This is a genomic window from Hymenobacter sp. 15J16-1T3B (assembly GCF_020711235.1).
Classification (GTDB): domain Bacteria; phylum Bacteroidota; class Bacteroidia; order Cytophagales; family Hymenobacteraceae; genus Solirubrum.
Window position 1 is genome coordinate 117878 of record NZ_JAJFAV010000014.1, and the last position, 11589, is coordinate 129466.

Sequence of the window (11589 nt, forward strand, 5' to 3'; positions counted from 1 at the left end):
TTTTGCCTATGGATTTGTTTGCCCTCATTACGCTGCTCATCGTGGTAGCGGCGGCGTTTGCCTACCTGAATTCGCGTTTTCTGAAGCTGCCCGACGCCATCGGTATCATGGTCGTGTCGCTGGGCTTCTCGCTGCTGTTGCTCGGGCTGCACGCCGTGCAGCCCACCTGGTTCGCCCTGGCCCGCCGCACGGTGGCCGGCATCGACTTCGATCAGGTGCTCTTCGACGTGATGCTGAGCTTGCTGCTCTTTGCCGGCGCCTTCCACACCGACGCGGCCCAGCTGCGGGTGGAGCGGCGCTCGGTGATGCTGTTCGCGCTGGTGGGCACGCTCTTGAGCACTTTTTTCATCGGCACGGGGCTGTACGGCATCAGCCAGTGGCTGGCGCTGAACCTCTCGTACCCGCTGTGCCTACTGTTCGGCGCGTTGATTTCGCCCACCGACCCCATTGCCGTGCTCGGCATTCTGGCCCGCTTCAAGCTGCCGGAAAGCGTGAAAACCAACATCGTGGGCGAGTCGCTCTTCAACGACGGGGTGGGCGTGGTCGTCTTCGCCACCATTTACGAGCTGGTGCTGGGCAAGGAGCTGGGCGTAGGCGGCATCGGCTGGCTGTTTCTGCAGGAAGCCGGCGGCGGCCTGCTATTTGGCTTGGTGCTGGGCTACGGCCTGTACCGGCTGCTGCGCTCCATCAACCACTACCAGACCGAGGTGCTGCTCACGCTGGCCGCCGTGATGGGCGGCTACCTGCTGGCCCAGCACCTGCACATTTCGGGGCCGCTGGCCATGGTGGTAGCCGGCCTGTTCGTGGGCGACCGGGCCCGGCAGGACGCCATGAGCCACGAGACGGAGGAGTACGTGGACAAGTTCTGGGAGCTAATCGACGTGATTCTCAACGCCCTGCTGTTCGTGCTCATCGGCGTGGAACTGCTGGTCATTGAGTTCGAGCCCTCGTACTGGCTCATCAGCTTGCTGGCCGTGGTGCTGGTGCTGCTGGCCCGCTACGCGGCCGTGTGGCTGCCCTTCCGCCTGGCCCGGCGCTGGCTCAACCTCGACCACAAAGCCCCGCTGATGATGACCTGGGGCGGGCTGCGCGGCGGCATCTCGGTGGCGCTGGCCCTGTCCATCAGCAACGAGGTGCCGCACAAAGGCTTGATCGTGGCCATTACCTACGCGGTGGTGCTGTTTTCCGTCATCGGGCAGGGCCTCACGCTGGAGCGGCTCATCCGCCGGCTGTACCCGCCCGGCGCCAGCGAGTCGGCGGAGGGGCCCGGGTAGCACCCACCCAAAAAAACCAGTCTGGCGGTGTAAGGAAACGCGGGGCCGCGCGTCCAGCCGGTTACCTTTCACCAGCTTACCTGCTGCCGATGCCTGCGCGCCCGTTGTCACTTCCCACATCCGCGGCCCGATGAGCCAAGTTGCTACCACGGCCGAGCCAGCGCGCTGGCTGGAACGCTACGGCGACGAGCTGTACCGCTTTGCCCTGGGCCGGGTGACCGACGCGGCCACGGCCGAAGAGCTGGTGCAGGATACCCTGGTCAGCGCCCTGGGCGCGCTGACCTCGTTTCGGGGGCAGGCCTCGGAGCGGACCTGGCTGTTTGCAATTCTCAAGCGCAAGGTCATCGACCATTACCGTCGCCAGGCCCGCTCGCCCTTCATCCCGCTCGACCTGAGCCCGGAACAGGCCCCGGAAGCCGAATTTTTCCGTCCCGCCGACGGACACTGGCGCCCGGAGCACTACCCCACGGACTGGGCCGCCGACGAGGCCAGCAGCCGCAGCGACGCGGCGCTGGAGCAGCGGGAGTTTCAGGCCGTGCTGCAGGGCTGCCAGCAGCGCCTCGCGCCGCAGCACCTGGCCGTGTTCGTGCTGCGCTTCGTGGAGGAGCAGCCTGCCGTGCTCATTTGCCAGGAGCTGGGCTTGTCGTCGGCCAACTACTGGGTGATTATTCACCGGGCCAAACTATACCTGCGGCGCTGCCTGGAAAAGAACTGGTTTCGCCCACCCGCCCCGCCCCATTCCTAGCGTCATGCCCATTTCTTCGCCCCTGTTCAACTGCCAGCAGGCCACGCTGCTCATCGAGCGGCGGGCCGACGAGGCGCTGCCCCTCAAAACGCAGGTCCAGCTCTGGGCCCACCTGCGCCTGTGTCCGCTTTGCCGCCGCTACGCCGTGCAAAGCGTCTTCATTGCCCGGCAGGCCCAGGCCGCCGTCGACTACCGCGTGCCCGCCGACGTGGTGCTGCCCGCGGCGGCCCGGCAGCGCATTCAGCAGGCGCTGGACCAGCACTCGGCCGAGTAGCCGGGCGCGGAAAAGCAATGTGCAAGCTGGTGTAAGGCCCCACCGACCGCCGCGTCTACCGGGGCAAATCAGTTTACCTCACTTTTTCCGTAGCCCATGCGCCAATTCCCCGTTGCCGCCCCCCAAATTCTGCTGGCCGCCCTGCTGCTGGCCGCGCCCTTCATCCACGCCCAGGACGGCGGCAAAAAGCCCGCCGATAAGATGCAGACGGCCAAAGACAAAATGACCAAAGACAAGATGGCCAAGAAAAAGATGAGTGAGGGCAAGATGTAAGCTGCCTCAGCCCAACAGCCCACGGCCCCGTTCACTGATGCGTGAGCGGGGCCGTGGGCTGTTGGGCTAGTGTATTTGGACAGTAAGCCCAAAGCACCTCATGCTGAGCCCCGTCGAAGCAGCTCTACCGACTAACGGAGCGGTAGAGCTGCTTCGACGGGGCTCAGCATGACGGCCTATACGGCCTCAGAGCTCCATTTATTAGTTGTTCTTCCACAAACTAAACCCGACCGGGCTTACCGAATGCGCTCCAGGTGCCAGGTGCCCACGGGCGGCCCGTCGGCGGCGGTGCCGGTGGCGGGCGGGAGGTGCAGCGGCCGGATGGACTCGGCGGGCATGGTGGCCTGGTTGGGAGCGGTAAACGAGGGGCCGCTGTCGGTGCCGGCGTCGTAGGCGCGAGCGGGTACGGAGCGGCGCGCCACCCACTGGCCATCTACCAGCAGGTTTTCGCTTTCGAGGGCGGCAAACCAGTCGGGGCTGGGCGCAATCATCGTCACCACCGTCAGCAGCGGGTGGGCGGCGTCGAGGCGGATGGTGTCGGTGAAGGTACCGGGCGAGTTGAAGCCGCCCGCCCCGTCGAGCAGGGCCAGGGCCGCGCCGCTGCTGCGCAGGGCGTTGATTTCGGTGCGCAAAAAGCCGTTGTGGCCCAGCTCGGCCATGTCCTTGATGCCCCGGCTGGCCAGCTGCCCCGAACGGTACACCAGCCCGTCGGCGCGATGCGAAACACCCATCGGCGGCGAAAAATGGGCGCCGTAGGGAAAGTCGGCGTGGGTGCTTGCGCTCCACGTGGCCTCGAAGGTCACGCGGTACACGGCCGGCAGTACGCTGGGCGCCGCCTCGGCGGGGGCGTCATCGTCGCGGCCGCAGGCGCCCAGCAGCAGGGCCAGCAGGCAGGCGTAGCGGGTGGTTTTCATTGGAAGGGCCAAGGATGGAGGAACAGAAATGCAAGGGATAATGCGGCCGGTTAGTGGCCGGCGTGCCAGTCGTAGCCGCGCTCGGCCCAGTAGTCGGCGGGGCGCTGGTCGGCGAAGCGGATGGTGCCGATGCGCTTGAGGTGCTTGATGCCGTACTTCAGGGGCGTGACCAGCCGCAGGGGCGCGCCGTGCTCCAGAGTGAGCGGCTGCCCGTTCATCTCGTAGCACAGCAGCGTCTGCGGGTGCAGGGCGCTGGCCAGCTCCAGGCCCACGTAGTAGGCCGCGTTGGGGGTGGCCAGGCCCACGTAGGGGGCCGCATCGGCCGCGGGGTGGTTGGGGTCGGCCAGGGGCTGGCCCGAGCGGGTGGCCAGCGGGTAGCGGGCCAGAAAATCGGCGAAGCGCACCCCGGCCCAGGTCACCACCACGCTCCAGCCCTCGATGCACTTCAGCTCGGTGGTTATTTCGGTGCGCGGCAAGGCTTTAAGCTGCTCGATGCTGAACTCCTGGCGGGCCGAGCGGCCGTATGGCTGCACCACCAGGCGCCAGGCCGCCGGGTCGAAACCGGCCTCGTCGAGGCCCACGTGGCCGTTGACGCGCGGCGTGCGGGCGCGGGCGGCGGCAAATTCCGGGGCCAGGCGGGTATTGCTGTAATAGGCGTTGCTGAGGCGGGCGTTGGCGTCGAGCACCCCGCGCAGGCCGCTGGGAATGCCGTCGGCGTCGGGGGTGTGGAGCAGGTAGCGCCAACCGGCCAGCCCAGCTATGCCCGCCAGGCCCAGCGCCAGAAAGGAGCGGCGCGAGCGGGTGGCAGCGGCGCGCAGGGCGGCGGCTTCCTCTTCGGGTGTGGCGGGCAGCTTCGGGGGCGTTTCGGGGAGCATGGGCGCGGCAGTTAAGGGCGGACAGCAGTGGCGGCCGAGGGGGCTGCCGGGGCGGTGGTTTCGGTCGGCGCAGTCGGCACATCCTGGATTTCGAAGCCGGCCACCATGGCGCGGAAGTTGTTCCAGCCGGCCCGCACTACTTGGGCGATGTGCACCAGGAAAAACAGCACGTAACCGATGGTGAGGGCGAAATGCTCGGCGCGGGCCCACTCGTAGCCGCCCAGCGCGGTGGTCAGCCAGCCCAGCTGCGTGGGCTTGTAGATGGCCAGGCCGGTGAGCAAGGAACCCGCGCCCATGAGGATGACGGTGGTGTAAGCCAGCTGCTGGGCGCCGTTGAACTTGCGCGGCGGCAGCGGCTCCTTGCGCAGGCCCACGTCGTGCAGCACCACCTGCCAGGCCTCACGAAAGGAGCGGCGGGTGGGCAGCAGGTAGCGCCACTCCCCCGACAACGCGGTGTAGAGCACGTACAGCAGGCCGTTCAGGGCAAATACCCACATCAGCACGAAGTGCCAGGACATGCCCTGGGCCAGCTTGTGGTCCATGTGAAAGGCCGCGTAGAACGACTGCGGGAAGAACTTCAGCAGCGTGGTGCGGCCCCAGCCGAGGCGGTACACGTCGTTGGCCCAGTAAATCCACAGCCCGCTCCAGATCATCAGGGCCAGCACGGGGAAGTTGAGCCAGTGAAACCAACGGATGGCCAGCGGGTGTTTTTCGACGACGACTTTCATGGGCAAGGCGGCTTGGCAACGGACGACGCTAGGTACGAAACCGCCGGCGCAACTGGGTTCAAAGCCGGCAGCAGGTCCACTTAAGGCGCTAGACGCACGCTACTACTCGACCTTACACGGGACGCCCTATTTTTTTTCCACCGAAAGAAGCCGTGCGCCAGCCGATTAGCTGGCAGCCGCTTGTAAGGTTTTCGCCCGCGCCGCGTCTAGTTCCCCGCCGGCCCTTGGCCCGCTTCCCCTACATCTTCTGCCCATGCTCCGCGCTGCCTTATCCCTGTCCGCTGCCGCCTTGCTGGCGCTGACGTTTCGCCCGGCCCCCAAGCCGTCGACCACCCCGCCGCGGGCCGCGGCTGCCCGTGTGCCGGTTGTGGTGGAGCTATTCACCTCCGAGGGCTGCTCCTCCTGCCCGGCGGCCGACGAGGTGCTGCGCGAGCTGGCGCGCACCCAGCCCGTGCCCGGGGTGGAAGTGCTGGCCTTGGGGCAGCACGTGGATTACTGGAACCGCCTGGGCTGGAAGGACGCTTTTTCTGCGCCCCAGTTCACCGAGCGGCAGCGCGACTACGCCCGCCACTTCGGCACGAACAGCTACACCCCGCAGGCCGTGGTGAACGGCCGCTACGAGCTGGTGGGCAGCCAGCGCAGCCGCCTGCTGGCCACCATCACCCAGGCCGCGCAAGAGGCGCCCGCCACCGTGGCCCTGACGCGCACCGCCGGCCACTTGCAGGTGCGCGTCGACCAGCTACCCGCCGGCACTGCGGCCGCCACCGTGCTGCTGGCCCTGACCGAAACGGGCCTGTCGAGCCTGGTGGGCCGGGGCGAAAATGCCGGCCGGCTGCTGCGCCACGCGGCCGTGGTGCGCACGCTGCGCCCCCTCGGCCCGGTAGGCCCGGACGGCCGCTTTACGGCCACCGTCCCGCTAACCCTGGCCGCCGGCTGGCAACCCGCCCAGTTGCAGGCCGTGGTGCTGGTGCAGGAAGAGGCATCCCGTCGCATCGTCGGGGCGGGTTGGCTGCCGCTGGCTGCCGATTAATTGATTGGGAGTTCGGGGGCCGAGAAACGGGGCGCTCTGGTAGCGGGCTTGGCCTCCTGGCTGAGCGTTTCGCGCAGAAAGCTGGTTTTGAGGTGCTCGTAAAGCGAGTGGGAGTCGACCAGGGAAGCCACGGCCTGGGCCATCATGCCGCTGAGCAGCAGCTGAAAAATGGCGCCGTGGCGGTCGGTCATTTCCAGTACCAGGATGGCGGCCGTGAACGGGGAGCGGACCACGCCGGTCAGAAAGCCCACCATGCTCACCAGGATGAGCAGGTTGCGGTCGTCGAGCGGCACCTGGCCCACGCGGCAGAGCACGTCGCCGAGCACGGCCCCGGCGCTGAGCGAGGTGGCAAACACGCCGCCGGCCCCGCCGCCGCTGTAGCTCAGGGCCATGCCCACGAAGCGCACCGGGAAGAGATACCAAGGCGTCAGCCCGTCGTTTTGGAACAGCAGGCGGTTGATGATGGGCTTGCCCGTGCCCACGCCCTCCGAGCCCACCCAGTAGGCCAGCCCGGCCAGCAGCAGGCCGCAGCCCAGCACCCAGCCCGCTTGCTGGGCCGTGGTGGCGAAGCGGCGGCGGAAACCATTAATCCAAAGCAGCGTCTTGGCAAACAAGGCCCCGGCCAAGCCGCAGATGATGGCCACCAGCGCCACCGTGGCCAAAAACCAGCCCGCGTGGGCCGTCACTTTGGGGTAGCCCAGGTAGAGGTAAGGCCCGAGAATGGCCTGCGCCGTGAGCCCGGCCACGATGACGGCCGAAAACACGGCCATGCGAAAGCGCGCCATGTGCATCTGCGTCAGCTCCTCTACCACGAACACGATGCCGCCCAGCGGGGTGTTGAAAGCCGCTGCCAGGCCGGCCGCGCCGCCCGTCACCAGGGCAATCTGCCTAGAAAGCTGCGGCCAGCCCGGGGGCTGCAGGCGGTTGATGGCCCGGAAGATGGCCGCCGAAATCTGGATGGTCGGCCCCTCACGCCCGATGACGCCGCCGCCCAGCAGCAGCATCGCGCTGCTGAGCACCTTCACCACGGCCACCTTCAAGCTCAGCAGGTAGCCGGTGCGGTGGTAGTGCCCCGGCGTCGACAGCTCGATGCCGGCCATGACCTGCGGAATGCCGCTGCCGCGCGCCGCCGGCGCCCAGCGTTGCACCAGCGCCCACGACGCCAGAAAGGCCAACGGCGTGAGAAGAAAGGCCAGCAGCGGCTGGGCCCGCAGCCAGGCAAAACTGGTTTGCTCGGCCCACACGAACAGCTTTTCGTAGCCGACGGCCACGCCGCCCACGATGATGGAGGCAAACCAGAACGGGAAGCTCTGCAGGACAAGCCGGCGCACACGGTCGGAATACAGGCGTTTGAGGAAGTGGCGGTCAAGCCAGGCCAGCACCCGGGCGTAGCGAGTCGGAGAATCAGGCATGCGAAGCAAAAAAGGGAACAGCGGAAACGCCCCGGCGCTTCCGCTCAGCCGCAGAATGGCGGCACAATATTAAGATACTACGTAGCCAACCGGCCGGAAGTGCCCCGCCGGCGCAAATAGGTGTCCTAGGCCCGGGCGCCACCCAGGGCTGCTGGCCGCCGTAGGAATAGAGCAGGCTCCACCCACTGTGGGGCCAGAACTTTAGCGCCGCGCTTTATGGAGTTCCTGACAATCAAGACTATGCCTGGCACCCGCGAAGCTAGGGCAGCTGTCCGACCCGTAGAAAATAAGTTAGAGCTGGCAGGGCCGCAGCCGCCGTGGACGGCTCTCGGTACCGACGACCACGCTGGCCGACAGGGGACGCTGGACCAGGTCGACTTTCGGGACATGCAACTCAAACAAGCTTAGCCGCGCCCGTATGCTCATGCGCTTCCGTCCCCTCTGGCAACGCCTGCGCGAATCCCTGTGGTTTGTGCCGGGGCTGCTGGTGCTAGGCGCTTTCGGTTTGGCTTACGCGCTGATTGCCTTCGACACCCGCACCTCTTTCGACGGGGCCAAGCGGTTTCCGCTGCTGTTTGGGGCTGGGGCCGAAGGTTCGCGGGGTATGCTCACGGCCATTGCCGGCTCCATGCTGACGGTGGCGGCGCTGGTGTTTTCCCTGACGTTGTCCACCATCTCGCAGGTCAGCAGCCAGTACTCGCCGCGGGTGCTGCGCAACTTCATGCGCGACCGGGGCAACCAGGTCGTGATGGGCTACTTCGTGGGCGTGTTTGCCTACTGCCTGATCGTGCTGGGCACTATCCGCTCGGCCGACGAGCAAAAGTTCGTGCCCTCCACGGCCGTGCTCGTGGGCCTGGTGCTGGCGCTGGGCGGGGTAGCGGCGCTGATTTACTTTATCCACCACATTGCCGAGTCGCTGCAAACGGGCACCATCCTGCACCGCATCAGCCGCGAAACCACCCGCGCCCTCGACGTGCTGTTTCCCGAAGAACTAGGCGAGCCCGCCGAGCCCCTGACCGCGCCGGCGCCCGCCGCTGGGCCGGGGCAGCCCGTGTGCGCGGCCCGCACGGGCTACGTGCAGCAAATCGATGCCGAGGCCCTGCTGCGCTGGGCGGCTGAGCACCGGGTGTTTGTGCGCTTGGAGCAACCAGTAGGCGCGTTCGTGGGCGAGCAGGATAGGCTGGCCCGCCTGCAGCCGGATGAGCATTCAGCTTCACCGCTGAGCGCGTCGGACCTAGCCGGGCTGCGGGCCTGCGTGGTCATCGAGCTGCACCGCAGCATCGAGCAGGACGTGGCATTTGGCCTGCAGCAGCTAGTCGACATTGCCCTGAAGGCCCTCTCGCCCGGCATCAACGACACGACCACCGCCATCATGGCCGTCGACCACCTCGGCCGGCTGATGCAGCGCCTGGCCGGGCGGACCTTTCCGGCTCGCCTGCGCGCCGATAACCGCCAGCAGCCGCGCGTGCTGGTGCCCGCCCCCGACTTCGACGCCTACCTGCGCCTGGCCTTCGATCTGGTGCGCATCAACGCCAAGGGCAACCACGCGCTGCTGCGCCGCCTGCTGCGCGCCCTGGCCCGCACCGCCGAAGCGGCCAACACGGCCGAGCGCCGGCGGGCCGTAGCCCGGCAGGCCGAACTCTTGCGCGAGCTGGCCGAGCAGAACCTGAGCACCGACTACGAAAAGCAGTCGGTGCGGGCCCTGTTGGCTGAGCTAAGCCCGAGTTGGGAGCCGACGCCCACGGCGTAGGCTAGATGAACAATAACGCTGCAAAGCCCCGCCGGAGCATCCCAACTAATAACTGATGGAGAAGCGTTGGCGGGGCAGACGCCAGATGAAGTAGCTGATTCTTCCGGGGCTAACCCGCTGGGCAGCCGCTACAGCAGGCGGCGCAGCAGCGCGCGCACGTCGGGCACACCGGGCACGTGGTAGCGTGCCAAGGAGCGCGGGGCGCTGCCGACTTTCACGGTGTAGGCCTGGGGCGGCAGGGTGCGGAAGGTGTCCTCGTCGGTGCGGTCGTCGCCCAGGGCCAGGATAAAGTCGGCCGGCTGGGTTTCGAGCCAGCGGGCGGCCGCGGCGCCCTTGTTGATGCCGCTGTGCTTGAGCTCCACCACCCGGTTGCCTTCGAGCACCTGCAGCTCGGTATTAGCAATGAGGAAGGTCAAATGGCTCATCAGTTCCCGCGCCCGTTGCCGGCCCAGGTCGGGGTCGGCGCGGCGGTGGTGCCACACCAGGGAGTAGTCCTTTTCCTCGATGAAGGAACCGGGCGTACGGCGCACGTACAACTCCAGCACCGGCCGGATTTCGCTTTTCCAGTCGGCCTGCAGCTCCCGGTACAGCGTCCACTCGCCGCCGGCGGGCCGCAGCCAGACCCCGTGCTCGGCAATGAAATGCACCGGCAGATGGCCCAGCCAAGCTTCCAGCGTGGCCCGGTCGCGGCCGGTGATGACTACCACCCGGTTGCGCGGGTCGTCGGCCAGGGCGCGCAAGAGCAGGCGCAGCTCCTGGTCGGGGCGGGCGCGCTGCGGGTCGAGGCGGAAGGGCGCCAGAGTGCCGTCGTAGTCGAGCAGCAGTAGGCGGGTTTCGGCCTGCTTATACTCCCGCACGAGTTGGGCGGTGGTGGCCTCGTCAAGCAGGGCAGTGGCCAGGGTGCGCTGCCGCTCCTTGGCCTCGGCCAGCCGGCTCATAAACAGCTGCGTCCACTCGAACACGTCGTAGCGGCGCACCAGGTCCTGCAGGTGAGCCAGGCGCTGCTGCTGCTCCTCCTCGGGCATGGTCAGCGCCTCGTGCAGGGCGGCTACCAGCTCGCGGGTGCTGGTGGGGTTGATGATGAGCGCGTCGGACAGCTCCCGCGCCGCGCCGGCCCGCTCGCTGAGAATAAGCACGCCGCGCTGGTCGGCTTTGCTGGCTACAAACTCCTTGGCCACCAAGTTCATGCCGTCCCGAATCGGCGTCACCAGCGCCACTTCGGCCAGGTGGTAGAGGGCGGCCAGCTCGTCGAAGGGAAATGAGCGGTAGAAGTAGTGAATGGGGTTCCAGCTGATGGTGCGGTACTGGGCGTTGATGCGGCCCACCAGCTCGTCGATTTCCTCCTTGAGCGCCGCGTACTGCGGCACTTGGTCGCGGGAAGGCACTACCACCATCAGCAGGCACACCTGCCCGCGCCACTCCGGGTAGCGCTGCAGCAGCTGCTCGAAAGCCCGCAGGCGCTGGGCAATGCCTTTGGAGTAGTCGAGCCGGTCGATGCTGAGCACCACGCGGGTGTCGCGCAGCACCTCGCGGTAGGTGGCCGCGTGGGCCAGGGCGGCTTCCGATACGGCCGCCTCGGCGTAGCGCTGGTAGTCGATGCCCATGGGGAAGGTGTCGACGAACACGGTGCGGGTGGCGGTTTCGATCTGCCCGTTTTGGGTGGGCAAGCCCAGCAGCTGCGAGACGGAGCTGAGGAAGTGGCGCAGGTAGCCGAAGGTGTGGAAGCCGATGAGGTCGGCCCCGAGCAGGCCGCGCAGCAGCTCGGTGCGCCAGGGCAGCACCCGGATCAGCTCCTGCGAGGGAAACGGGATGTGCAGGAAAAAGCCGATGGTGGCCTGCGGGCGGGCCCGGCGCAGCATTTCCGGCAGCAGCAGCAGTTGGTAGTCGTGCACCCAGATGGTGTCGTCGGGGCCGGCCAAAGCCAGCACGGACTGGCAGAATTTCTCGTTTACGGCCACGTAGGCGTCCCAGTGGGCGTCCTCGTAGCTGGCGTATTGCGGGAAATAGTGAAAGGTCGGCCAGAGCGTTTCGTTGCTGAAGCCTTCGTAGTAGTCCCGGATTTCCGTTTCCGTCAAAAAGACCGGCGCCATGCTGTTGAGCTGCAGCTGCTCGGTGACAAACTCCTGCTCGGCCGCATCCTCGACGAAGAGTCCCGGCCAGCCCACCCAGACGTTGTTGCCGGCGCGGTAGATAGAGCCTAGGCCGGTGGCTAGGCCGCCTTCGCTGGGGTGAAAGGAGAGGCCCTGTTCGGTGCGCAGGACTTTGGTAGGCAGGCGGTTGGAAACGATAATCGTTCTGGGCATGCTCAGGAATT

Annotated in this window: 11 protein-coding genes; 6 read left to right on the forward strand and 5 right to left on the reverse strand. The window is 67.1% G+C overall.

Annotation, left to right across the window (positions count from 1 at the left end):
* Positions 1 to 8 precede the first annotated feature (8 nt).
* From LJ737_RS21045 to LJ737_RS21060, 4 genes are all read left to right on the forward strand, one after another.
* A complete protein-coding gene (locus tag LJ737_RS21045; protein ID WP_227768731.1) occupies positions 9 to 1274 on the forward strand; it encodes a cation:proton antiporter in 1266 nt (421 codons plus the stop codon).
* A 130-nt stretch (positions 1275 to 1404) separates the two neighbouring features.
* Entirely contained in the window at positions 1405 to 2019 is a 615-nt protein-coding gene (locus tag LJ737_RS21050; protein WP_227768732.1) for a sigma-70 family RNA polymerase sigma factor, read from the forward strand.
* Between the two features lie 4 nt (positions 2020 to 2023).
* Entirely contained in the window at positions 2024 to 2293 is a 270-nt protein-coding gene (locus tag LJ737_RS21055) for a hypothetical protein (protein ID WP_227768733.1), read from the forward strand.
* A 96-nt stretch (positions 2294 to 2389) separates the two neighbouring features.
* Positions 2390 to 2566 (forward strand): hypothetical protein, encoded by a 177-nt coding sequence (locus LJ737_RS21060; RefSeq protein ID WP_227768734.1) that lies wholly within the window; start codon positions 2390 to 2392, stop codon positions 2564 to 2566.
* Positions 2567 to 2802: 236 nt separating this feature from the next.
* Here LJ737_RS21060 and LJ737_RS21065 read toward each other — a convergent pair whose 3' ends face one another.
* The 3 genes from LJ737_RS21065 to LJ737_RS21075 are packed head-to-tail and all read right to left on the reverse strand — an operon-like array spanning position 2803 to position 5083.
* Positions 2803 to 3480 (reverse strand): spondin domain-containing protein, encoded by a 678-nt coding sequence (locus LJ737_RS21065; RefSeq protein WP_227768735.1) that lies wholly within the window; start codon positions 3478 to 3480, stop codon positions 2803 to 2805.
* Between the two features lie 50 nt (positions 3481 to 3530).
* Positions 3531 to 4355, reverse strand: coding sequence for a molybdopterin-dependent oxidoreductase (locus LJ737_RS21070; protein ID WP_227768736.1), 825 nt, complete (start codon positions 4353 to 4355; stop codon positions 3531 to 3533).
* Positions 4356 to 4366: 11 nt separating this feature from the next.
* A complete protein-coding gene (locus LJ737_RS21075) occupies positions 4367 to 5083 on the reverse strand; it encodes a cytochrome b/b6 domain-containing protein (protein WP_227768737.1) in 717 nt (238 codons plus the stop codon).
* A 253-nt stretch (positions 5084 to 5336) separates the two neighbouring features.
* On the opposite strand from LJ737_RS21075, the gene LJ737_RS21080 reads away from it, so the two are divergent.
* Positions 5337 to 6113, forward strand: a complete 777-nt coding sequence (locus LJ737_RS21080) for a DUF1223 domain-containing protein (protein WP_227768738.1) — start codon at positions 5337 to 5339, stop codon at positions 6111 to 6113.
* Here the strand turns inward: LJ737_RS21080 and LJ737_RS21085 are convergent.
* Entirely contained in the window at positions 6110 to 7525 is a 1416-nt protein-coding gene (locus tag LJ737_RS21085; protein ID WP_227768739.1) for a chloride channel protein, read from the reverse strand. The two genes, LJ737_RS21080 and LJ737_RS21085, sit on opposite strands and share 4 nt — an antisense overlap.
* Positions 7526 to 7949: 424 nt before the next feature.
* Here LJ737_RS21085 and LJ737_RS21090 point away from each other — a divergent pair, with 424 nt between their 5' ends.
* On the forward strand, positions 7950 to 9275 hold the full coding sequence (locus tag LJ737_RS21090) for a DUF2254 domain-containing protein (protein WP_227768740.1): 1326 nt from the start codon (positions 7950 to 7952) through the stop codon (positions 9273 to 9275).
* Positions 9276 to 9403: 128 nt separating this feature from the next.
* Here LJ737_RS21090 and LJ737_RS21095 read toward each other — a convergent pair whose 3' ends face one another.
* The gene (locus LJ737_RS21095; RefSeq protein ID WP_227768741.1) at positions 9404 to 11578 is read right to left on the reverse strand and encodes a bifunctional alpha,alpha-trehalose-phosphate synthase (UDP-forming)/trehalose-phosphatase; all 2175 of its coding nucleotides are present in this window, start codon (positions 11576 to 11578) and stop codon (positions 9404 to 9406) included.
* Between the last annotated feature and the right edge of the window lie 11 nt (positions 11579 to 11589).

Bases quoted from the DNA above. Each gene is read 5' to 3' on its own strand.
- LJ737_RS21045 (WP_227768731.1), top strand. From the start codon at position 9: ATGGATTTGTTTGCCCTCATTACGCTGCTCATCGTGGTAGCGGCGGCG.
- LJ737_RS21050 (WP_227768732.1), top strand. From the start codon at position 1,405: ATGAGCCAAGTTGCTACCACGGCCGAGCCAGCGCGCTGGCTGGAACGC.
- LJ737_RS21055 (WP_227768733.1), top strand. From the start codon at position 2,024: ATGCCCATTTCTTCGCCCCTGTTCAACTGCCAGCAGGCCACGCTGCTC.
- LJ737_RS21060 (WP_227768734.1), top strand. From the start codon at position 2,390: ATGCGCCAATTCCCCGTTGCCGCCCCCCAAATTCTGCTGGCCGCCCTG.
- LJ737_RS21065 (WP_227768735.1), bottom strand. From the start codon at position 3,480: ATGAAAACCACCCGCTACGCCTGCCTGCTGGCCCTGCTGCTGGGCGCC.
- LJ737_RS21070 (WP_227768736.1), bottom strand. From the start codon at position 4,355: ATGCTCCCCGAAACGCCCCCGAAGCTGCCCGCCACACCCGAAGAGGAA.
- LJ737_RS21075 (WP_227768737.1), bottom strand. From the start codon at position 5,083: ATGAAAGTCGTCGTCGAAAAACACCCGCTGGCCATCCGTTGGTTTCAC.
- LJ737_RS21080 (WP_227768738.1), top strand. From the start codon at position 5,337: ATGCTCCGCGCTGCCTTATCCCTGTCCGCTGCCGCCTTGCTGGCGCTG.
- LJ737_RS21085 (WP_227768739.1), bottom strand. From the start codon at position 7,525: ATGCCTGATTCTCCGACTCGCTACGCCCGGGTGCTGGCCTGGCTTGAC.
- LJ737_RS21090 (WP_227768740.1), top strand. From the start codon at position 7,950: ATGCGCTTCCGTCCCCTCTGGCAACGCCTGCGCGAATCCCTGTGGTTT.
- LJ737_RS21095 (WP_227768741.1), bottom strand. From the start codon at position 11,578: ATGCCCAGAACGATTATCGTTTCCAACCGCCTGCCTACCAAAGTCCTG.